Source organism: Rhodoblastus sp., from assembly GCF_019449565.1.
Lineage (GTDB): Bacteria > Pseudomonadota > Alphaproteobacteria > Rhizobiales > Beijerinckiaceae > Rhodoblastus.
In genome coordinates this window covers 1-20,888 of record NZ_JAGRPM010000086.1, presented here as the reverse complement: position 1 = coordinate 20,888, position 20,888 = coordinate 1, and the positions used below count along the sequence as shown (strand labels likewise).

At 62.6% G+C, this 20,888-nt stretch carries 18 protein-coding genes, 2 tRNA genes and 1 pseudogene; 16 read left to right on the top strand and 5 right to left on the bottom strand.

Annotated elements, in window-relative coordinates; genetic code table 11:
- The first annotated feature begins 22 nt into the window (after nucleotides 1–22).
- A complete protein-coding gene (locus QZ409_RS20140; protein ID WP_296714958.1) occupies nucleotides 23–1,456 on the top strand; it encodes a glycosyltransferase family 4 protein in 1,434 nt (477 codons plus the stop codon).
- A 30-nt stretch (nucleotides 1,457–1,486) separates the two neighbouring features.
- A complete protein-coding gene (locus tag QZ409_RS20135; RefSeq protein ID WP_296714957.1) occupies nucleotides 1,487–2,194 on the top strand; it encodes a glycosyltransferase family A protein in 708 nt (235 codons plus the stop codon).
- 184 nt (nucleotides 2,195–2,378) lie between these two features.
- Here QZ409_RS20135 and QZ409_RS20130 read toward each other — a convergent pair.
- A pseudogene (locus tag QZ409_RS20130) lies at nucleotides 2,379–2,510 on the bottom strand (IS5/IS1182 family transposase); the annotation flags it as partial.
- A gap of 186 nt (nucleotides 2,511–2,696) precedes the next feature.
- On the opposite strand from QZ409_RS20130, the gene QZ409_RS20125 reads away from it, so the two are divergent.
- The 9 genes from QZ409_RS20125 (at nucleotide 2,697) to QZ409_RS20085 (ending at nucleotide 15,395) form a co-directional block, all read left to right on the top strand.
- Nucleotides 2,697–3,593 (top strand): hypothetical protein, encoded by an 897-nt coding sequence (locus tag QZ409_RS20125; protein WP_296714955.1) that lies wholly within the window; start codon nucleotides 2,697–2,699, stop codon nucleotides 3,591–3,593.
- 56 nt (nucleotides 3,594–3,649) lie between these two features.
- Nucleotides 3,650–5,242, top strand: coding sequence for a calcium-binding protein (locus QZ409_RS20120; RefSeq protein WP_296714953.1), 1,593 nt, complete (start codon nucleotides 3,650–3,652; stop codon nucleotides 5,240–5,242).
- Between the two features lie 178 nt (nucleotides 5,243–5,420).
- A complete protein-coding gene (locus QZ409_RS20115; RefSeq protein ID WP_296714952.1) occupies nucleotides 5,421–6,686 on the top strand; it encodes a glycosyltransferase in 1,266 nt (421 codons plus the stop codon).
- Nucleotides 6,687–6,758: 72 nt separating this feature from the next.
- Nucleotides 6,759–7,436: a methyltransferase domain-containing protein gene (locus QZ409_RS20110; protein WP_296714950.1), complete on the top strand. Its 678-nt coding sequence runs from the start codon at nucleotides 6,759–6,761 to the stop codon at nucleotides 7,434–7,436.
- Nucleotides 7,437–7,454: 18 nt separating this feature from the next.
- Nucleotides 7,455–9,740: a glycosyltransferase gene (locus QZ409_RS20105; RefSeq protein ID WP_296714949.1), complete on the top strand. Its 2,286-nt coding sequence runs from the start codon at nucleotides 7,455–7,457 to the stop codon at nucleotides 9,738–9,740.
- A complete protein-coding gene (locus QZ409_RS20100; protein ID WP_296714947.1) occupies nucleotides 9,737–12,106 on the top strand; it encodes a glycosyltransferase in 2,370 nt (789 codons plus the stop codon). The genes QZ409_RS20105 and QZ409_RS20100 overlap by 4 nt, the downstream gene beginning before the upstream one ends.
- Nucleotides 12,107–12,173: 67 nt before the next feature.
- A complete protein-coding gene (locus QZ409_RS20095) occupies nucleotides 12,174–13,646 on the top strand; it encodes a pyruvate kinase (RefSeq protein WP_296714944.1) in 1,473 nt (490 codons plus the stop codon).
- Between the two features lie 133 nt (nucleotides 13,647–13,779).
- Complete coding sequence (locus QZ409_RS20090) at nucleotides 13,780–14,835, top strand: NAD(P)-dependent alcohol dehydrogenase (protein ID WP_296714942.1); 1,056 nt, start codon at nucleotides 13,780–13,782, stop codon at nucleotides 14,833–14,835.
- 26 nt (nucleotides 14,836–14,861) lie between these two features.
- Complete coding sequence (locus QZ409_RS20085; RefSeq protein ID WP_296714941.1) at nucleotides 14,862–15,395, top strand: isochorismatase family protein; 534 nt, start codon at nucleotides 14,862–14,864, stop codon at nucleotides 15,393–15,395.
- 34 nt (nucleotides 15,396–15,429) lie between these two features.
- On the opposite strand, the gene QZ409_RS20080 is transcribed toward QZ409_RS20085, so the two are convergent.
- From QZ409_RS20080 to QZ409_RS20070, 3 genes are all read right to left on the bottom strand, one after another.
- Nucleotides 15,430–15,936, bottom strand: a complete 507-nt coding sequence (locus tag QZ409_RS20080) for a hypothetical protein (protein ID WP_296714938.1) — start codon at nucleotides 15,934–15,936, stop codon at nucleotides 15,430–15,432.
- Nucleotides 15,937–16,136: 200 nt separating this feature from the next.
- A complete protein-coding gene (locus QZ409_RS20075; protein ID WP_296714937.1) occupies nucleotides 16,137–16,571 on the bottom strand; it encodes a hypothetical protein in 435 nt (144 codons plus the stop codon).
- A 171-nt stretch (nucleotides 16,572–16,742) separates the two neighbouring features.
- Nucleotides 16,743–16,818, bottom strand: a tRNA-Ile gene (locus tag QZ409_RS20070).
- Between the two features lie 146 nt (nucleotides 16,819–16,964).
- Here QZ409_RS20070 and msrB point away from each other — a divergent pair.
- From msrB to serA, 3 genes are all read left to right on the top strand, one after another.
- Nucleotides 16,965–17,366, top strand: a complete 402-nt coding sequence (gene msrB, locus QZ409_RS20065) for a peptide-methionine (R)-S-oxide reductase MsrB (protein ID WP_296714935.1) — start codon at nucleotides 16,965–16,967, stop codon at nucleotides 17,364–17,366.
- Between the two features lie 135 nt (nucleotides 17,367–17,501).
- Nucleotides 17,502–17,951, top strand: a complete 450-nt coding sequence (gene panD / locus QZ409_RS20060; protein WP_283367824.1) for an aspartate 1-decarboxylase — start codon at nucleotides 17,502–17,504, stop codon at nucleotides 17,949–17,951.
- A 152-nt stretch (nucleotides 17,952–18,103) separates the two neighbouring features.
- Complete coding sequence (serA, locus tag QZ409_RS20055) at nucleotides 18,104–19,348, top strand: phosphoglycerate dehydrogenase (RefSeq protein WP_296714933.1); 1,245 nt, start codon at nucleotides 18,104–18,106, stop codon at nucleotides 19,346–19,348.
- Between the two features lie 62 nt (nucleotides 19,349–19,410).
- Here the strand turns inward: serA and QZ409_RS20050 are convergent, their stop codons facing one another.
- Nucleotides 19,411–19,749: a helix-hairpin-helix domain-containing protein gene (locus QZ409_RS20050; RefSeq protein ID WP_296714932.1), complete on the bottom strand. Its 339-nt coding sequence runs from the start codon at nucleotides 19,747–19,749 to the stop codon at nucleotides 19,411–19,413.
- Nucleotides 19,750–19,931: 182 nt separating this feature from the next.
- On the opposite strand from QZ409_RS20050, the gene QZ409_RS20045 reads away from it, so the two are divergent.
- Both QZ409_RS20045 and QZ409_RS20040 read left to right on the top strand, forming a co-directional pair.
- Nucleotides 19,932–20,006, top strand: a tRNA-Gln gene (locus QZ409_RS20045).
- Nucleotides 20,007–20,314: 308 nt separating this feature from the next.
- The gene (locus QZ409_RS20040) at nucleotides 20,315–20,764 is read left to right on the top strand and encodes a hypothetical protein (RefSeq protein ID WP_296714931.1); all 450 of its coding nucleotides are present in this window, start codon (nucleotides 20,315–20,317) and stop codon (nucleotides 20,762–20,764) included.
- Nucleotides 20,765–20,888: the final 124 nt, after the last annotated feature.

Sequence of the window (20,888 nt, the reverse complement as noted above, 5' to 3'; positions counted from 1 at the left end):
TCGAAAGTCGCTCCGGAAGCGATTGGCCAAGGCGGCATTGCTGCCGGGCTCACCCGCGCAGGTAGGTGAGGCGGGCTATTGCGTTGGTGGGGCGCAGAACGACGCCAGGCTTTTTCCCCCGGTCAGCCCCGCCTGGACAGCGAAATTTCAAGAATTGTACCTGACTGACCCCCAGGTTAGGGTAACTATTAACGAAATGGCGACGTTTTATGTCTCCGGCGAGATCCACAAGCTTTGCCGGCGCGCCGCCGCCTTCGAGCCGAATATTGGCATTCCCTCGGGGAATGAAGCCCAGATTCTTCCTCAGTGGCATGATGCTGAATATCACCAGATTGTGGCTATGCGCAGGATCCTGCCTCCGGGTCCGTTCGTATCGGTCGTCCTGATGCCCTGCTGCAGGCTGGGTGGAGCGGATTTTGTGGCAGGCGTGCTGGCCAACGCGATATCGAAATTGGGGCGGACGTTGATCCTGCGTACGGAAGGGTCTGAATGGGAGCGTCCAGACTGGTTTCATGAGACAGTCGCAAGCATAGATATTTCTGGTGTTCTAGCGGCATTCAGTAATAAGCCTCGTGCGCTTTATACCTTGATTCAGGAGATAGCGCCGAAGCGAATTTTCAATGTAAATAGCCGCATTTGCTTCGAAATGTTCGACGATTTTGGAGCGCAGCTGGCTGTCCAGTTCCGTCTCTATGCGTATTACTTCTGTGCTGATCGCACGCCTGAGGGGATTGAGGTCGGATACCCCGTTATGTATTTCGCTAGCATAATTCAGCATCTCAGCGCCGCTATTCTGGATAGCGCCGATTTGGCTAGGTCCCTTACAGCAAGGTATGCACTGCCGCCGGAGTTGCAGGCAAAACTATTCACGATTTATTCGCCTGCCATGACGCCTGTGGCTGAAATGCCGGCAGTGAGGCCGCAGGTCCAAAGCCGCCCGTCGCGGCCGAGGCCGCTGCTGCTTTGGGCTGGACGGCTCGACCGCCAAAAGCGTTTTGATTTATTGCTGACAATTGCCCAGTCAATGCCAGATGTCGATTTCGCCTGCTGGGGAAAGGCGGTTCTTGACGCGCCGCCGGATCTTACCCGCCTGCCGCCGAACGTGACGATGCATGGCTCTTTTGCGTCCTTCGGCGAATTGCCGCTGGCCGCTTCGGATGGCTGGATCTACACATCCGCCTGGGACGGGCTGCCGACCATTTTGATCGAATGTGCCGCCTTGGGCGTTCCAATCACGGCAAGCGCGGTTGGCGGGGTCCCCGAGTTAATCGATGAGGAAACCGGCTGGCCGGTACGGGAGCCGGAGGATCCGAGCGCCTATGTCGCGGCGCTACGCGACATGTTAAGTGATGCCGGAGCCCGAATTGCCAAAGTTCATGCGCTTCAAGCGAGGATTCGCAGCCGTCATACTCCGGCGTGCTACGACCAGGCGCTCAAAGGATTTTACGGCGAATGATAGGCGCCAAGGGGATTGGAGGTTAGCGCATTGAGTACCAATCTGGATATATCTGTTATCTTGACTGCGCATCGCGAGGGCGTGATCGCGGGCGTTTCCGCCAGAAGCGCCCAAGCGGCGCTGTTGCAGTCGACTGCGGAGGGGCTGAGTCACGAAATTATTGTCGTGCTTGATCGCGCCGACAGCGTAACGGCGTCAACACTTCGATCGGCGTTGGGTGGCTTTGCGCGATTTCTCGAAACCGACGAGGGCGATCCCGGTTTGGCGCGCAACCGCGGGATCGAAATCGCCCGGGGCCTTTGCGCAGCGTTTCTCGACTGCGATGATCTCTGGACCGAAAATTGGTTGGTAGAAGCCTGGAGGCTGGTTGAGAAACGTCCCGAGATTGTTGCCCATTCCGCCTGTAACCTGATCTTCGGTGACCGACGGCTTTTTTGGTGGCATGTCGATTCCGAAAGTGCGCTTTGCGATCCGGGTTACTTGTCTTGGATGAACTATTGGGACGCAATGTCGTTTGCGCGCACTAGCCTCTTTCGGAAGTTCCCATTTCGGCGCAATGACTTGGAGTTGGGTTTCGGTCACGAAGACTGGCACTGGAACGCGCTGACGCTTGCAGCAGGAGTGCCACATAAACCGGTAGCGAAAACAATGCATTTTAAACGGTCGCGGGCTGGCTCGCAAACAGAAAAGGTCGAGCGCGCGGGTGGAATTCGCTGGCCGCTCGAGTCAGAACGATAGATCGCTTGGTGTAAGTGTCCGTCCGGAAAGAAGTTGAATCACATGAAACGGATGTGATTCAAGGAAGTGGCCGGAATCGGGAGGGCCCCGATGTGGACGAGCCAGAACCGAATGCGACGGGCCGGACTGCTATGTGTGCGGGTGGTGAAAGGAAGATGGCCCGATTTGCGCGAGCGTGCGGAACGGCATCGATCCAACGCCCGCCCGATTTCAGAACATGAACGATGCCGCTTATGCCCCAGTTATCGTCAACGCGGGGCTTGCCGCGCGTGGCGGCCGCAAGAAGCGGCGCACTCGGTTTTAAATTGTGGACCATCCTCTCCGAAACGGCGTGCGCACGGTGCGCCGGCGAGTTTCGGCTTGCATAATTGCACCGTTAAGGCTTACGTAACGTACATGGATATATGCATGCTATTCCATGGTGGCATGATTCGGTTTGCGCGGGGGACGAGTAGGTGTAGTAGCCTTTTGCTTCGCGTAATCTAGCTGGTGAGGGATGCAGTTGGGCGACGCGGTTCTTGAGCGTGTGACGACAACGCAAGTGGGTCGCGGGCTCTATCTCCTCAAGTATGTTTCGAGTTCAGTCCTTGGGCTGCCGCCGGTTGCGATCGCGCGTCCAGCGGCGGGAAATGAGGCGTTCATCGAAGTCATTTCCGCGCCGGGCGTTTCGCCTGGGCTGCTTTCTTGCCCCGGGGAGGCGCTTGTCGTTCACGCGAAGCGGCCGGGAGAGCTCTCCATCAAGCTCATTCGCCAGAGCACAGGAGCTTCATATGAAGCCTCCTTTGCCCTCGAACTCATCGCGGCGGGAGAGGGATCATTCGCGTCAGGTTTAGGGAGCGCTCCTGGGCTCGCGACCGAGCAAGGTGGCGCCGGGCCTGGACTTCGTATTTGCGCCCACGTTGCCCGTCGAGGTGATGTGGAAGTTTCTGGGGCGCAATGGATTGCTGGTCCCGGCGCGCCTGCGGCGATCGAAGGATTAGAAATTCGTGGTGCGCTTCCGGCTGGGGTGCGAATCGATGTTCAGGTCTTGGTGGCGACCAATCCTCCGCGCTGGTTCGATTGGGCGCCGGCAGGAGTATTCGCTGGCACGCGGGGTCGCGCAACTCCGCTTGTGGGACTTCGGCTCAGGCTTGCAGGAGAAGCTTCGGCGCGATTTGCCCTTCGCGCCGAAGCTTTATTCCTGGGTGCGGCGATTGTCAGCAAGCGGGGGCGGGAAGTCGAGCTTGTGGGTTCTGGCGCGGCGGATCCGCTAGTAGGCCTTCGCCTGGATCTCGAATGCAAATCGGATGTCATGGTCGGGAATAGCTTCCCGCTCTTGCCGGCGGCGACGAATGGCGTGGCGGCGGAACAAAATAGGGAAACCCGGGTCAGGGTATTCCGGGCATCGTCGCAGGCTTAAAGAATTCGGTCAGGTATTGAACCCTGTCATTGGTTTAGAATTGCGGAGCTTGTCGTATGGCTACTTATGACCTCACCAGGTCGCAACTGGATGCTACTTTAACGGAGATCAAAAAGACTCCAGAAGAAAGTGCGCGAATTATCTCCGCGCTCACTCAGGCCGGCCTCCTTCCGAGTGGATCTGGCACTCTGCACACGACGGTAGAGGCTGCTCCGGGCTCTTACACGCTGAGCTATAGCAGTGGTGAGTTGTTCCTTTATGCGGGCTCTGATGGCACCACCGCGACCGTCACCGATTCCAATGGCGGGAATGTTCTCGCAGACCCCGGTTCTATCAATTACATCGGGCCGGGCAAAGACACGCTCGTCGGTGGCGATGGCGCGATCAGCCTAACTGTTTGGAACGGCAATAATCTGTTGTTGGCTGGTTTGGGCGCGAACACGCTTTATGCGGGTTCTGGCGCCGATGCATTGTGGGGTTCCGGCACCACCGAAATGCACGGCGGCTCCGGAAACGCAACGATCCAGGGCGGCAATTCGGTCGGCGCGACCGACACGATCTACGGCGGTACGGGCCACAACCTGCTGTCCAGCACTTATGGCAATTCGCTGCTGCTCGGCGAGAGCGGCCAGAATACGATCTGGAGCGGCTCCGGCAGCGATACGATGTGGGGCGGAGGCCATACCGCAATGCATGGCGGCTCCGGTACGGACACGATCCAGGGTGGCAACACGGTCGGCGCGACCGACACGATCTACGGCGGTACGGGCCACAACCTGCTTGCCAGCACTTACGGTAATACGCTGATATTGGCAGATGTTGGCCAGAACACAGTCTGGAGCGGCTCCGGCAGCGATACAATTTGGGGTGGCGGCCATACCGAAATACACGGCGGCTCTGGAACGGATACGATCCAGGGCGGCAATTCAGTCGGCGCGACCGACACGATCTACGGTGGCACTGGCCACAACCTGCTGTCCAGCACTGCCGGCAATACGCTGATATTGGGCGATGTCGGCCAGAATACAATCTGGGGCGGTTCGGGCAACGATACGATGTGGGGCGGTGGCCATACCGAAATGCACGGCGGCTCCGGTTCGGACACGATCCAGGCCGGTAATATGGCCGGTGCAACGGATACGATTTACGGCGGCTCCGGCCAGGCTCTCATGGCGAGCACTTACGGCAATACCCTGATGTACGGCGGCTCCGGCCAGACCCAGATGTGGGGCGGTTCGGGCAACGACACGATGTGGGGCGGCGGTAACACTCTTATGCATGCCGGATCTGGAAACGCGGAAATGCATGGCGGTCTGACTGCCGGAGCCATCGATACGATTGCCGGCGGCTCAGGCAACGATCTCATGACCAGCAGTGTGGGCAACACCACATTCTATACCAGTGCTGGAAATGACACGATTGTTGCTGGCTCGGGAAGAGACACGATCGGCGCGGGTCTCCAAGGCAATGCTACGGTCTGGGGTGGAAGCGCGGATCGCACTACGATCAACGAATCGAACACTCAGGCCAGCATCGCTTCGAAGGTGGTGTCTGGCGGCATCACAACCATCACGTTCGGCGATGGCCAGAAACTCACCTCGGTCAACGCAACCATTCATTTCGCGGGCGGAACCACTATCGTAACCTAATTTTGTTGAATCTCTCGCAACGATTGCGAAACGCGGCATTGAATCGGCTCCGAAATATGTTTCGGAGCCGATTTCTCAATTGCTCTGTCAACTCCATCCTAATTATTCCATTTTTGTGGCCTCTGTGTTACCCGGAATTGAGTTGGCGTAGGCTTTCGGCGAATGACCGCGGACAGGCATGAACGTTCTCTTTGTTCATAATAATTTCCCTGCGCAATTTCGTGGCCTGGCCAGCGAACTGGCGACCTGGCCGAACTTGCGGGTTGCGGCAATCGGTTCGCAAACAGCGCAGCAAATTCCCAACGTCGATTTGCGCCGCTATCGCATGCCAATGTATAACGTCGCTTCAACCCATCCCTTCGCGCGACGTTTCGACATTGAGTGCCAGCGCGCGACGGAGGTTCTTTATGCGCTGACCGAATTGCGCGCGTCGGGCTTCGTCGCCGACCTTATAATCGGCCATTGCGGCTGGGGTGAAACCTTGCCACTTAGGACCGTGTTCCCCGACGCGAAAATCGTTATCTATTGCGAATATTACTACCGCCCTGAGGGGCAGGATATCCATTTCGATCCCGAAGGCCCCCAACTCGGTCTGGATGGACTGGTGGGCTTGCAATGCAAAAACGCCAGCACGCTCCTCGCCCTGGCTGAAGCCGACATGGGATTGTCGCCAACCGAATGGCAAAGGCAAACCTATCCACCGGAATTTCGGGGTAAGATCCATGTCGTTCACGAGGGCGTGGATGGCGAGCGACTTTACCCCAACGAATCGGCTCGTTTCGCGCTGCCTGACGGCCGGGTGCTGCAAAAAAGCGAGGAGATCGTGACTTATGTCGCGCGCAATCTCGAGCCGATGCGCGGTTACCACATCTTCATGCGCGCCCTGCCGAAGATTTTATCGGCGCGGCCAGAGGCGCAAGTCGTCATCGCTGGCGGAGATGGGGTCTCTTACGGGGCATCGCCGCCGGAGGGAACGAGTTGGAAGTCGTTCTACCTTGATGAGGTCGCGAACCAGATCGACCATTCGCGCGTGCATTTCCTGCCCACGCTCCCTTACGACGATTACGTCCGCCTACTTCAAGTCTCACGTGTTCACGTCTATCTGACTTTTCCCTTTGTTTTGTCCTGGTCGCTCGTCGAGGCGATGGCGACCGGCTGCGTCATCGTCGCATCGGACACCGCGCCTGTGCGCGAGGCAATCACGCATGAGGTCGACGGCCTTCTGACACCGTTTCACGATCCCGCCGCCCTCGCCGAGAAGATCGCCGGCATTTTGGCGCGTCCTGAGGCGTTTGCCCATCTTGGCGCGGCCGCGAGGGCGACCGCACTCGCCCGCTACGCCAAGAGAACGTGCCTGGAACGCGCGCTGTCAATTCTTGGCCTCGACGAGCATGAATCCCGCAACGGCGACGGACGCCACTTCGCAAAAGCGTTGGATTGGTAAACGCCGAATTTGAAACTATCCTCGGTCTCTCCGTGTTTCTTGACGAAAATTCGATCCAATGACGAGCCTCTCATGAACCAAAACGCCAGGAAATCCGTCTTGAATGCCGGATGCGGCCCTGCAACCAGCAACCGCTTGCATCCCGTCTTCGCGCCCGAAAAATGGGCGGAGGTTCGCCTCGACATTGACCCGCGGACACAACCGGACATTTTGGGCTCTTTTGCGGATATGAGCGGCGCGGTCGGGGACGGGCGCTTCGACGCCTTGTTTTGTTCGCACGCCATCGAGCATCTCTACGCGCATGAAGTCATCCCCGCTTTCCGTGAATTCCTGCGGGTTCTCAAGCCCGAAGGCTTCGCGTTGGTCACATGTCCCGACTTGGCGGCGATCGCGAGGCATTTGCTGACTCATGGCGCGGAGGCGATCGCCTATCAATCGCCCGCTGGGCCGATCCGTCCGATCGATATGTTGTTCGGACACAGCCAGTCCATCGCCGATGGTCGTATTTCCATGGCCCATAATACTGGATTTACGGCCCAGCGCCTCGCGCGCACGGCCCAGGCGGCGGGCTTCGGCGAAGTGCGTATCATCGAGGGCGGGGCCTTCGACTTATGGGCGGTGCTTCTGGCGCCAGGGGCCTCCGTCGCCGAAATCGCCGAAGCGTTCGATGGAACTGAACTCAGCGAACTTTTTCGGGCGGAGGTGATGCTGGGGCCGCCGCCGGTCACGCCCGAGAAAGCTTTCGGCTGAGCGAGCTCGCGCGAGACAATGGCCCCACGTCGCGCTGAGGCGCTGTTTTGCGATCCCCAGCGCCAATTCGCGGCGTTAGCTGTTCTGGCTGCCGAAAATTTGCAAAATTGCGACTATGCGGCGGCGTTCCGTTTTGCGGATCGCCTATGCCGCCTGGCGCGGCCATCGGCGCGCGATTATCTCTTGCGCTCGGAGACTTCGCGGCGCGCGGGCTTCGTCGCCGAGGCCATAAGCGACCTCGCCCTGGCGCTCGAACGTGATCCGACCGATAGCGCCGTCCTTTGCGTCGCGCTGAACTGGGGAAGCCCCGAACAGAAGCGCGCGGCGGCGCATCTGATTGAGGCCGAGGAGCACGATCTTCTGTCGGCGCCTCGGCGGCGCGCCGAGGCTTTGCGCGCGGCTCCTGCTGCCTTGGGGCGAGGGAAACGGGCAGAACTGTCGGTCGTGACGCCGGTCTACGAAGGCTATGAGGCGACGCTCGCCTGTTTTGAGGCTCTGTTCGCCCAGGGCGAAAATCAACTCCTCCGGATCATCGCGGTTGACGACGCCAGCCCCAACGCCCCGTTGCGCGCATGGCTGGACCAACAGGCCGCCGCCGGGCGGATCGATCTGCTTCGCAATGAGTCGAACAGGGGTTTCGCGGCCTCGGTCAATCGGGCGCTGGCGCTCTGCCCGTCCGGCGACGTCATTCTGCTCAACGCCGACGCGCTGCCGCCGCCGACCAGCCTTGCGCGGCTGGCGGAAGTCGCGCGCTCAACGCCCGGGATCGGAACCGTGACGCCGCTCTCCAACAATGGCGAATATACCAGTTTTCCCGCGCCGAACGTCGTCAATCCACTTGGATCTCTGGCCGAGGTCGCGCGCCTCGACCAGCTCGCGCGAAAGGCCAATGGCGCGGATTTCGTCGATTTGCCGAACGGAATCGGCTTCTGCCTTTACATTACGCGGGCCTGCCTCGACGCCGTTGGCTTTTTGCCGGAAATCTATGGACGCGGCTATGGCGAAGACATTGAGTTTTGCCTCCGGGCGCGGGAACAGGGTTTTCGCAACGTCTGCGCGACAGGAGTCTATGTCGGCCACGCCGGAGGGCGGTCGTTTGGCGCGGAAAAACGCCGGTTGGTGATGCGCAATCTTGCGTTGCTGGAGCGGCGCTTTCCACACTATCGGCTGGAATCGGCGAGTTTTCTCAATGCCGATCCATTGCACGCCGCGCGCAGCGCCATCGAAGCTTTGTCGTCCGCTGCGGGCGAGATCGTCCTGCTCGTCTGCGCAGAGGGCGTTTCGCATTTTCTGGCGCGGGAGCGCGCGCGCGAACTGGCCGGCGAGGGTGGGGAGGCGCCGCTGGTCTGCTCCTGGGCGCCCGGGGGCCGCATCGCGCTGCGCGGCGCTGCTGAACAAGCGCCGCAGTCGCTCGGTTTCAATATCGATGTCCCGACCGGCCTCCGCGCGCTGTCGCGTTATCTTCGCGCGAGCGGGATCGTGCGGATCGAGTTATTCGATCCGCTGGCCCTGCCGCTTCCACTGCTGCGGGATCTGTTTCGTCTTGGCGCGCCGGTCGATCTGGCGGGCGGCGACCTCGAATGGGCTATTTCTCCGCGAACGCTCTTCGGCGGCCCCTGCCGGACGCCCGACAAGGCAAGTCCGCCCGATGAGGCAAGTCCCTGTCCGACCTGCGCCGATGGCGCCTTTCTGGCTGGAGATGAGACCGAAATTCCGAGCCAGATGCGAAAGCTCCTTGCGAATGCGCGGACGATACGCCCGCTCGACCGCATGGCTGAATCCTGGGCTCGCCGCATGTTTGGGGCGTCCTGCGTCGCGGTCGAGGCCGCTCCGGACATTGTCCCGACGCCGCTTGCGCGCCATGTTCCAGGCGTTCTCGCCGTGATCCTGCCCCTGCCGGATCCACAGGTGGACAAGCTTCTCGTGGCGCTTGGCCGCGCTCTCGCCAAGCGGGATGCGACCGCGCGAGTCGTGGCGCTCGGCGCCTGCGTCGATGATTTCGCGGTCATGGCGGCAGGCAATGTCTTCGTTGCCGGCGCGGTCGAGACAGGCGAATATGAGCGCCTGTTGCGCCAATATGAAGTTTCCGCCCTGATGGCTCCTTATCGCACGCGTCTTTTCGGCTGGGCCGACCGGCTCTCACGCCATTTCGCGTTGCCGCAGGCTTTTTTCGACCTTTCCATGGGCGAGCTGCCCCGGGGCGGGCTCGATCTCGCGCTCCATCCGCGCCTTTGCGACGTCAAGGCCGCCGCGCGGATCGCGGACTGGTTTTGCGCGCGCGCCGTGGGAACGCCTTCGCCATGAGCGGGCCTGACCACGACAGCAAGACGCGCGGCGCCCTGCGCTCCCGAACGATCAGGACCGGCGAGGGTCAGGTCGCGGGCCACGTTCTCGATCCTGCCGCGCCGGAGCGCCGCTTCGTGGTGGAGCTGCTGCTCGACGGCTATCCCGCCGCCCTAGGCCGCGCCGATCATTACGATCCCGATCTTGCGCGGGAAGGCTTCGGCGACGGCTGTTATGGCTTCGTCTTTTCCGTGGCGCCGCCAGCCTTGCAAACCGCGAGGCGGATCGAAATCCGCCTCGCCAACAGCGGCGAGATCGTCGGCGCGCCGCTGTTGGTCAAGACCCTGCCGCAGGAGAAAGCGACTCGTCTGCCGGGCGAGGCGCACTGGGATGGCGGCTTGCGTTTCACCGGCTGGGTCGCGGGCGATCCGGCGCGCGCGCCGCGCGTCCGCGCTTTGGTTGATGGCGAACTGGCGTCGGAGGGCCTGGCGACGCGCTGGACCCATGTCGGGGAGGGCGGCGCCGCGCGGGCCTTTCGCCGCTTCGACCTGCATCTGCCTTTGCATTTCGCCGACGGCCGCGCTCATGCGGCGAGCATCGTCAATGAAGAAGGCATGGAGCTTTCCGGCAGCCCCTGCGCCTTCGCCGCCTTTCCCGACGGGTTGGCGCGCTTTTTCGAAACGCATGCGGAGATCGAATCGGAACGGCCGCGCGGCGCGCTGGCTGACCGTCTGGCGCCGCAATCCCTGCCTTTCGCCATGTTCGAGGACTGGCGCCGCGCCTTCCCGCCGCTGGCGCCGTCCGGCTCCAAAAGGCCGAAAATCGCAGTCGCCCTGATCGGAGAGGCCGGGGTCGAGGCGAGCGTCGCCAGTCTCGAAGCGCAGCAGGACTGCGACTGGGTGGCCGGCGTGCTTGAAGGCGGCGCGGGACCGGCGGAATTTGACCCTTCGCTGCTGCGGCAATTTCTCGATGGAGAGGCCCGAGACTGTCCCGTCATGGTCTTCGCCCCCTCCGGCGCCGTTTTGCAGCCGCTGGCCCTCGCACTGCTGTCGGCGGCGCTCGACGCTTTTCCGGCGGCGTCGCTGGCCTATGCGGATGTCACCATTCCTCAACCGGACGGCTCGGAATGGCCTTTGGCTCTGCCGGCCTTCGATTATGAAGCCATGCTTGAACAGGGCTGCGGCGCGCTGTTCTTCGCGGCGCGGGCGGATCACGTTCGCGCGGCGGCCAAGGCGGGCGCGACGGATCTGTTCCGGCTGTTCTTCCACGGCCAGGAGCGGCGCAGAAGCCTCGGCTTGCGCGGCGGCAGGCCGCAGGGAGAGGAGCCCGTCCATCAGCCGGGCTTTCTGGCGCGCCTGCCCGAACTCGACCCCGCCGCCTTGTCCCAACCGCTGGCGCACGCTGTTGAGGCGCATCTATCGGCGCGCGGAATGGCTGCGCGTCTCGCGCCCGGCTTGGGCACCCTGCTGCCCTCGGTGCGGGTTGCGCGCGCCCCGCCGCGCGGGCAGGTCTCGATTTTGATCCCGACTCGCGACCGCGCCGACCTGCTCGCGGCCTGTTTCGATGCGCTCGCCCGCACCGTGGATCTGGCGCGCCATGAGCTGATCATCCTCGACAATGTTTCGGTCGAGGCGGAGACACTGGCGCTGCTCGAACGGATCGCCGCGCGCGGCGGGCGGATTGTCCGCGTCCCCGGCCCGTTCAATCATTCTCGCATCGTCAACCTTGGCGCTTCGGCGGCGAGCGGCGAATTCCTCTTGCTGCTCGACAATGACGTCGAGGCGCTGGAGCCGGGCTGGCTTGACGAGATGCTGGGGCGCATGTCCGAGCCGGACGTCGGCGCCGTGGGCGCGATGCTGATCCGGCCAAGTGGAATCGTGCAGCATGGCGGCATCGTGCTCGGATCGAATTTCGCCGCCGCCCCTGCGTTCGACGATTGCACGGACAGCGATACGGGTTATGCCGATTGGCTCCGCGCGGCGCATGAAAGTAGCGCCCTCTCAGGGGCCTGTCTGCTGACCGACAGATGGCTTTTCCAGCAAGCAGGCGGTTTCGACGAGGCGCATTTTCCGCTGGCCTATAATGATGTCGATTATTGCCTGAAATTGCAGGCGAAAGGGCTGCGCGTCGTGATGACTCCGCACGCGCGCCTGTTGCATCGGGAATCCGGCGCGCGCGGCGGGCGCGCCGACGCGACCGAGCGGTTCCCGCGTGAAACCCGCCGTCTGCGTTCGGCCTGGCGCGACGCGCTGCTGGCCGATCCCGCCTATAACCCCATGCTTTCGCTGGACAGCACGCCTTTTTCGGCTCTGGCCTGGCCGCCGCGCCCGGCGCAGTCCCGCCAGCCTTCCATCAAACCGCCGCATCCAATACCGCCCGGCTTCTGAGGCGCGCCGCCGCTGTCACGCGATTGTCATGCGACCGCGTTAGGCGGAAGGAAAACGGGTTTGCGTCTTGTCCGATCCTTCCGCGCTTTTTGATGAAATCGACCGCATTCGCGCGCAATTGCGCATTGACGCCGCGCGCCAGCTCGAGAAGTGGCAGCCGTGCCGCATCGACCCCGATTTTGCGGCCTCCGCAGAGAATCTCGCCGCCTATCTCGCCCTGCGCCATTATGATCTTCGCGCCGTCCAGCGCGATTTGATGGCGCTGGGTCTTTCCTCTCTCGGCCGTCTGGAAAGCCGCGTGCTGCCGGCGCTCGATTCCGTCGCGGCGGCTCTTGCGGCGCTCGCCGGGCGGGACCGGATCGTTGGGCCGGATGAGATGGAATTTTTCGCCGGCGAGCGTGAGCTGCATGGCCGCAGCCGCGACCTGTTCGGCGAGCCTGCCGGCGACAGGCTGACCTCGCTGCTGGTCACCTGTCCCTCCACCGCCGCCGAAGACCGCAGCTTCATGCTCGGTCTGGCAGAGAAGGGCGTCGAGGCGGTGCGGATCAATTGCGCCCATGACGACGCCGACAAATGGGCGCGGATGATCGAGCACGTTCATTCGGCGGGCGAGCGCACGGGCCGCCGCATGCGCATCTTCATGGATCTCGCCGGCCCCAAGGTGCGCACCGGCGCCATTGCCGCGCTGCGCCACGACAAACATGCCGAATTCGACGATCTGATCGCCGTGACCGCGCCCGGCGAATTGCGCCGGGTCGGCAAGAAGGACGCCGGTTTCGCGGTCGAGTGCAGCTTGCCGGAAGCCATTGAGGCCTCGCGGCCCGGCGACCGCCTGTCGATTGACGATGGCAAATTGGAAGCGAAGATCGAGCGCGTCGACGAGGGCTTTTTCGTCGCCCGCGTTATGCGGTGCGACGCCGAGGGCTATAAGTTCAAACCCGAGAAAGGTCTGAACTTTCCCGACGCCGAACTCGCCATCCCCGCGCTCACGGCCAAGGATCGCGAGGATCTGCGCTTCGTCGCCGCCCATGCCGACGCCATTGATTTTTCCTTCGTGCAGAGCGCGGACGATGTCGAAAGCCTTCAGGACGCGCTGGAAGAGGTCCGGCCCGGCGACTGGCGGCGGATTTCGCTGGTGTTGAAGATCGAGACGCCGCGCGCCGTGCGCAACCTTCCGGAGCTGATCGTGCGCGCCGCCGCGCGCCAGCCCGCCGCCGTGATGATCGCGCGCGGCGATCTCGCCATTGAAATGGGATTCACCCGGCTGGCCGAGATGCAGGAAGAAATTTTATGGATCGCGGAAGCGGCGCGCATCCCGGTGATCTGGGCGACGCAGGTGATGGAGAACCTGGTCAAGACCGGCGCCTTTTCGCGCGGGGAAATGACCGACGCCGCCATGGCCGCGCGCGCCGAATGCGTGATGCTCAATAAGGGCCCGCATCTGATGAAGGCGCTCGGCGAACTGACCCGCCTGCTAGGTCGAATGGACGCGCATATGCACAAGAAAACGCCGCAGATGCGCCGCCTGACGAGTTGGTGAAGCGCAGCTCGCGTGCATTTGCGCAAGTCCGCCCTGTCGAAACGCCCGGCGCGCAAAGCTTGTTTCCACGCCGGCCGGATCCTATGTCCGAAGGGCTCCTTTTCGTAATCTCTTCTGACAGGATCGCCCCGCCATGTTCACCGTCAAAGGCTTCGCCGCGCAATCCGCCACGACCCCGCTCGCGCCCTTCAGCTTCGAGCGCCGCGACCCCGGCCCCGATGACGTGCAGATCGACATTCTCTATTGCGGCGTCTGCCATTCCGACCTCCATCAAGCGCGCAACGACTGGAGCAATTCGCTCTATCCGATGGTCCCGGGCCATGAGATCGTCGGCCGGGTCGTCAAGGCCGGCGCCGATGTGAGCCGTTTCAAGGCCGGCGATCTGGCCGCCGTCGGCTGCATGGTCGATTCCTGCCGCCATTGCGCGCCCTGTGAGGCCAGTCTCGAGCAATATTGCGCCGAAGGCTTCACGGGGACCTATAATTCGCGCGAGCGCGGCACGAAAAACCTCACCTTCGGCGGCTATTCCGAGCAGGTCGTGGTCGAGCAGCGCTTCGTCGTCAAGGTGCCGGAAAATCTCGATTTGAAGGCCGTGGCGCCACTGCTTTGCGCGGGCATCACGACTTACTCGCCGCTGCGCCACTGGAAGGTCGGGCCGGGGCAGAAGGTTGGCATCGTCGGTCTCGGCGGCCTCGGCCATATGGGCGTGAAACTCGCCAAGGCCATGGGCGCGCATGTGGCGATGATCACGACTTCGCCGGAAAAGGGCAAGGACGCCTTGCGCCTCGGCGCCGATGAAGTGCTGGTCTCGCGCGACGAGGCCGCCATGAAGAAGGCGCGCGGAAGTTTCGATTTCCTGCTCAACACCATTCCCGTTGGCCATGACATCAACCCCTATCTCGGCCTGCTCAAGCTCGACGGCGCCATGGCGCTGGTTGGCGCGCTGACCGCGCTGGAGCCTCCGCTGCAGGGGATCAACCTGATCGGCGGGCGGAAAACCGTGGCCGGCTCGCTGATCGGCGGCATGGCCGAGACGCAGGAAATGCTCGATTTCTGCGGCAAGCATAATATTGTCAGCGATATCGAAATGATCCGAATCGACGAGATCAACGAGGCCTATGAGCGGATGCTGAAGAATGACGTGCGTTATCGCTTCGTCATCGATATGGCTTCGCTCAAGGCTGCCTGAACCGTCGGGACAAGCAGGGGGATGAAATGCTGTCGCTGGAGCCCTCGTCCTACCTGTTGTTGCTGATCGATTTTCAGACCCGGCTCGCGCCCGCGATCGAGGGCGCGGCGGCGGCCATCGACAATGCGCGGCGGCTGGCGGAAGGCGCCGCGCTGCTAGGCGCGACGATCGTCGCCACCGAACAAAATCCCGAGAAGCTTGGCCCGACCACGCCCGAACTCGCCGGGCGCGCCGCGCGGACCGTGAGCAAGATGAGTTTCGACGCTTCGGCGGCGCCCGGTTTTCCGACCGATCTGCTCGAAGGAAGGCCCATCATCGTCGCGGGATTCGAAGCCCATGTCTGCGTGCTGCAGACGGTGCTGGCCTTGCTGGCCGAGGGGCGTCAGGTCTTTGTGGCCGCAGACGCGGTCGGCTCGCGCCGGGCCGAAAACAAGGCGGCGGCGCTCCATCGCATGGAGCGTTACGGCGCCGAGATCGTCACGACGGAAATGGTGCTGTTCGAATGGCTCGGCTCCGCCGAACATCCGCATTTCCGCGATATTTCCCGCCTTGTGAAATGAAGGGGCGGCGCCTGAGCGCCGCCCGATGATCTCTTTACTGGCAGGCGTCCCAGAACCCCGCGCGGCGCGACGGGTCCGTGTAATACCAGCACAGGCCCGGTCCAGGCGGACGGCTGGAGACATAGGCCGCCGCCGCCGCCGCCGACAGCACGCCGATGGCCGCGCCGGCCGCGATGGCGCCTCCGGGCGCCCAGCCGTAACCAGGACGCCGCCAGGCGCCGTAATAGCCCGGACGGCCGTAAACCCCGCCGGGACGACCGTAAACGCCGCCGGGGCGGCCATAGACGCCGCCGGGACGACCGTAAACGCCGCCAGGACGGCCATAGACGCCGCCCGGTCGGGCGCCCGGACGACCATAGGCGCCGGGCGGGCGACGTACGCCGCCGGCGGGCCCACGGTGGACGCCGCCATGGAAGGCGAGCGTCACCGGCGTCGGAGCAACCGGCGGGGCGATGGTCATGGCGAAAGACGCCGTCGCGTCGATCAGGATCGCGAGCGCGCCGGCAAGCGCGGCGGCCGAGCGAATTCGACCCAGGATCATATTATGTCTCCCTTGTTCGGCGCCGCCATGATTGAGGCCGCCGCTTTCGTCGTCGGCCGGCTTTCGACCTCGATCACAAGCTGAACCTTACAGCGTGGAAGAAGATCCTCAAGCCCGTGCGGCCTCTTCGCGGCTGCGGAAACAAAACGGGCGGCGCTCAGGAAACGCCGCCCGTGCAAATCATAGCCTTGCGGCCCAGATCACATGGACAGGCTGAAGCCGCTCAGGCCGGCATTGGCCTCGAAGCCCGCCTGCATGCCCTTCAGCTCCAGGACGACGCCGTTGGAGTTCTGCATCCGAACGACGCGCGCTCCGCCCGCCACCGCAATGCCGGCGCCGATGGCGGTGAAGGTGCCGACGATATCGGAAGGCTGGTTGATATTGCGGGCCGTGCCGACGAGGGTGCCGCCAGAGGCGCCGATGGTGCCGACAGTGATGCCGCCGATGCGCAGCGGATAGGTGTGGCCCTGGAAGGTCAGCGTGCCGCTGCCGCCGCCGATGCCGACGATGAAGCCGGCGTTGGCCATGCGCAGGCGCACAGTGCCGGAGCCGGCGAAAGCCGGGGCGCTCGAGGCCAGGAAGGCGACGGCCAGAGCGGCGGAAGCAGTCTTGATGATGTGACGACGATTAAACATGTTGGCCTCCGTCTCGTGGCGCTGTCTTTAAATGGAGCGTTTTCGAGAGCTGATGTGGCGGGCGCGTGCAAAAGCCCAGAATGACAGGCGATTCGCCGCGAAACGGATCATTGCCCGGGCCTGGCGCTTCGGTCAATGCGCCAACGCAGGATTGTTGAAGCGCGCCGTGCATGGTGGGCCGGGCAGGACTCGAACCTGCAACCAGACCGTTATGAGCGGCCGGCTCTAACCATTGAGCTACCGGCCCCACCGAGCCCGGATCGGGCTTCGCGCCTGTTTAGACCGATTTCCGCTTTGCTTGCAACGCGGCGCTTGCGTTCAAGTCTCGCGGCAGAGTCTTGTTGCGGCGCGGAATGCGCCTATTTATATCCGGTCTGCTGTCAGGAGGCCCTGATGACCTCGAAAACTTTCAAAGTCGCTCGCACCGATGAGGAATGGCGCGCCTTGCTCACGCCCGAGCAATATGACGTGTTGCGTCGCCATGGCACCGAGCGTCCGGACTCCTGCGCGCTCAATCATGAAAAACGCGCCGGCGCCTTTTATTGCGTGGGCTGCGGGCAGGAACTGTTCCGCGCCGCCAAGAAATTCGAGAGCGGCACGGGCTGGCCGAGCTTTTTCGATCCGCTGCCCGGCGCGGTCGAGACCAGCCGCGACGCCAGCCATTTCATGGTCCGCACCGAGGTTCATTGCAGCCAGTGCGGCGGCCACCTTGGCCATGTCTTCGACGATGGCCCGCCTCCAACCCATCTGCGCTATTGCATCAATGGCGTCGCGCTGGACTTCAAGCCGGATTGAGTCTTGCCGGATAAGAGTCTTGCCCGGTTGATTCTTGCAAAATGACGCGAATCGAATCCGGCGCTGGCGATTTGGCGTGAAAACGGTTATGAGCGCGGCAAGGGATGAGGCTCCCATCAGCTTCAGGGACGTTCTATGCGCAAGGTTGTCGGCGCCAAGTTGCACGGGATCCACGTGACAGACGCCAATATCGATTATCATGGCTCTATCACGCTCGACCCCGATCATTGCGAGGAGGCGGGAATACTGCCGCTCGAATTCGTCGAGATCTGGAACAAGAATTCCGGAGCGCGTATCTCCACTTATGTCATCCTCGGCGAACGGGGGTCGCGCTGCTGCATCCTCAATGGCGCGGCGGCGCGCACCTGCCAGCCGGGCGACCAGATCATCATCTGCAGCTCGATTTATATCGACGCCGACGAGATTCCCGCGCTGCGCCCGAAGGTCCTGGCTTTCGACCGCGAGAACCGCGTGATCGACCGCCTGTCCTATCAGGTCGACCTTGATGAATCCGGCCGTTATCGTTTTTCAATCCGCGACGAAAACGGCGCGGCCCAGCCCATTCCGCTGAAGGCCAAAATCTGACTCCCAGAATCTGACTCTCACGCATTGTCCTGGACGCCGGAACGCAAAAGCGGCCCAAGCGCCGCTTTTGGCTTTTCCAGGCGAACTTAAATCGAACCGCCCGCTTCCGAATGCAGGCCGCGCCTGGGCCGGACGGGACCGAGGAGTGAATGATGAACGCACGCCTGTCGCTGCCGAAGGAAAAGATCAAGGTTCTGCTGCTCGAAGGCATTCATGAGAGCGCCGTCCAGCTGTTCCACGCCGCCGGCTACACCAATGTCACCCTGCTGCCCAAGGCGCTGGATGGCGAAGCCTTGCGCGAGGCATTGCAGGGCGTGCATATCGTCGGCATCCGCTCGCGCACCAAGCTGAAGGAAGAGGTGTTCGAGGCCGCCGACCGGCTGATCGCGGTCGGCTGCTTCTCGGTCGGCACCAATCAGGTCTCGCTGCCGTCGGCCCGCGTGCGCGGCATTCCGGTCTTCAACGCGCCTTTCTCCAATACGCGCTCGGTGGCGGAGCTGGTTATCGGCGAAATCGTGATGCTGCTGCGCCGCATTTTTTCGCGTTCGGTGTCCGCGCATGCCGGCGGCTGGGACAAGAGCGCCACCGACAGCGTGGAAGTGCGCGGCAAGACGCTCGGCATCGTCGGTTACGGCAATATCGGCAGCCAGCTGTCGACGCTGGCCGAAGCCATGGGCATGAAGGTGATTTATTTCGACATCATCGATAAATTGCGCCACGGCAATACCGAGCCCTGCGACACGCTGGACGAGTTGCTCGCGCAATCGGACGTCGTGAGTCTGCATGTGCCGGAGACGCCCCAGACCAAGAACATGATGGGCGAGGCCCAGTTTCGCGCGATGAAAAAAGGCGCTTTTTTCATCAATAACGCTCGCGGCACGGTGGTCGATGTCGAGGCGTTGGCGGCGGCGCTGAGGGACAAGCATCTGCGCGGCGCGGCCGTTGATGTGTTCCCCAAGGAGCCGGCGTCGAATGGCGAAAAATTCGTCTCGCCCTTGCAGGGGCTGGAGAATGTCATCATCACCCCGCATATCGGCGGCTCGACGGAAGAGGCGCAGGAGCGGATCGGCTCGGAAGTCGCACGCAAGCTGATCGATTATTCCGACGTCGGCTCGACGCTCGGCGCGGTGAACTTCCCGCAGGTGCAACTGCCCCCCCGCCCGAACGGCACGCGCTACATGCACGTCCATCGCAACGTGCCCGGCATGATGGGCAAGCTGAACGAGATCTTCTCCCGGCGCGGCATGAACATCGCCTCGCAGTTCCTGCAGACGGACGGCGATGTCGGCTATGTCGTGATCGAGGCCGATGGCACGCGCGAGGATTGCGAACAGGTGCTGGAGGAAATCCGCGAACTGGAAGGCACCATCCGCGCGCGCATCATCTACGAGCGCTGAGCAGTCTTCGTCCGCAAGGCAAAAGCGCCGTCTCGCGACGGCGCTTTTTCATTTGGAGCCGCTTATTTCTGCTTGGCGATGATCTGGTCCTTGATGGCGTCATAGACGCCTTGCGGGATGATCTTCTTCTGCACCAGATCGTCCTTGCCCTTGTAGGGGCGGCCGGCGACGATCGCCTTGGCGCGGACGTCGCCGACGCCCTTGAGCGCCTGTAAATCCGCCAGGCTCGCCGAATTGATGTCGAGCAAGGCGGGCTTGGCGGGCGTGGCCGCCGCAGGGGCCGGGGCGGGCTTTGCTGGCGCGGTCGTGGCGGGCGCCGGCTTGGCCGGGGCTTCGGCGAAAGCTGGTGCGGCCAGAGTGAAAAGGGCGGCGGCGGCGAAAGCGCGCAAAATTTTCTTCATGGCGATATCCCTTCCCGTGAGGGCGAGTCAGCGGCGACAAAACGGCGCGCCGCCCGACGAAGCTTCATCATTCGCCGCCCCGCGTCAACATTTGACCCCGGGCGCAAATTTTTGCGCCGCGCGCTTGCCCGACAGGCATGTGGCCAGTATGGTCCGCCCCCAATATCCGCCGAGTCGGACATTGGGGCGTCGCCAAGCGGTAAGGCAGCGGATTTTGATTCCGCCATACGGAGGTTCGAATCCTCCCGCCCCAGCCAAAGCTCCCTTGTTATGAGCTAACCTATTGAAAATATGACAATTGTTTTCCAGGTGAGAATTCCTGGAGATCAATTGTACTCAGGACTGTGCAACCGCCTGTACGCGGAGCGCCGCAAAGTCCTTGTGCCAAAATGTCCATCGGCGTGGCGGAATCTATTGGTGGCGGCGCCGCGGTGCCGCTTCCGCTGGCCGGAAACGTCCCTACATACAGCTGAGCTTAGGCGTTCGCGATCCCGAGAGCGCGCGGCGGCTGTCGCGCCTCGTTAGCGTCGAAGCGGATCGAATTGCAGGTTTGGTGAAGTCGGGCATGCTGAATTCGGATGAGCAAAGAGAGCTTTTGAAGCGGTTCATCGGCGAGCAGACCGCCCACCTCGATAGGGTGGCGATCGATGCGACATCGAAGCCCCTCGTCGATGAAGAAGGCCGCCGTTTCGATGCAATCGCCGAACACGAACAGACTGAGCGTCGTCTGTCCGCCGTTTTTGATATTCTCGCCATCGGCGGCGCCGAAGCACGGGTTCAAGAGCGTGATCGAACCCAGTCGGCCCGGATTATGAATATTTTGCGGGCGTTCTGGCCGAAATGGGGATCGCGGCCGCGCCCCACGCAATTGAACATGCCCGCCGGCTCTGGATGCGGGCGCAATCCGTCGTGTTGGCGAAAACAGATCGCCGTTATGGACTGCGACCGGCCCACATCGCGGAGCTTTATGCGGCAGTCATGGACGCGGAAACACAAGAGTGTTGATTGCCACTGAGAACTGACCCGCTTTGGGCGGGCATTTCCACTGAGATTTGACCCATGTTTGAACTTCTCCCGGCTGGCGTCAGCGGGGGTCTTTGGAGTGATAGACATGGCGTTATTGAGCGTTATCCGGCGCT

Excerpts from the sequence above, each read along its gene's own strand:
- QZ409_RS20080 (WP_296714938.1), bottom strand. The coding sequence starts at position 15,936 with ATGATCCTGGGTCGAATTCGCTCGGCCGCCGCGCTTGCCGGCGCGCTC.
- QZ409_RS20075 (WP_296714937.1), bottom strand. The coding sequence starts at position 16,571 with ATGTTTAATCGTCGTCACATCATCAAGACTGCTTCCGCCGCTCTGGCC.
- QZ409_RS20040 (WP_296714931.1), top strand. The coding sequence starts at position 20,315 with ATGCTGAATTCGGATGAGCAAAGAGAGCTTTTGAAGCGGTTCATCGGC.
- panD (WP_283367824.1), top strand. The coding sequence starts at position 17,502 with ATGCGCAAGGTTGTCGGCGCCAAGTTGCACGGGATCCACGTGACAGAC.
- QZ409_RS20110 (WP_296714950.1), top strand. The coding sequence starts at position 6,759 with ATGAACCAAAACGCCAGGAAATCCGTCTTGAATGCCGGATGCGGCCCT.
- QZ409_RS20085 (WP_296714941.1), top strand. The coding sequence starts at position 14,862 with ATGCTGTCGCTGGAGCCCTCGTCCTACCTGTTGTTGCTGATCGATTTT.
- QZ409_RS20100 (WP_296714947.1), top strand. The coding sequence starts at position 9,737 with ATGAGCGGGCCTGACCACGACAGCAAGACGCGCGGCGCCCTGCGCTCC.
- QZ409_RS20090 (WP_296714942.1), top strand. The coding sequence starts at position 13,780 with ATGTTCACCGTCAAAGGCTTCGCCGCGCAATCCGCCACGACCCCGCTC.
- QZ409_RS20120 (WP_296714953.1), top strand. The coding sequence starts at position 3,650 with ATGGCTACTTATGACCTCACCAGGTCGCAACTGGATGCTACTTTAACG.
- msrB (WP_296714935.1), top strand. The coding sequence starts at position 16,965 with ATGACCTCGAAAACTTTCAAAGTCGCTCGCACCGATGAGGAATGGCGC.
- QZ409_RS20115 (WP_296714952.1), top strand. The coding sequence starts at position 5,421 with ATGAACGTTCTCTTTGTTCATAATAATTTCCCTGCGCAATTTCGTGGC.
- serA (WP_296714933.1), top strand. The coding sequence starts at position 18,104 with ATGAACGCACGCCTGTCGCTGCCGAAGGAAAAGATCAAGGTTCTGCTG.
- QZ409_RS20105 (WP_296714949.1), top strand. The coding sequence starts at position 7,455 with ATGGCCCCACGTCGCGCTGAGGCGCTGTTTTGCGATCCCCAGCGCCAA.
- QZ409_RS20050 (WP_296714932.1), bottom strand. The coding sequence starts at position 19,749 with ATGAAGAAAATTTTGCGCGCTTTCGCCGCCGCCGCCCTTTTCACTCTG.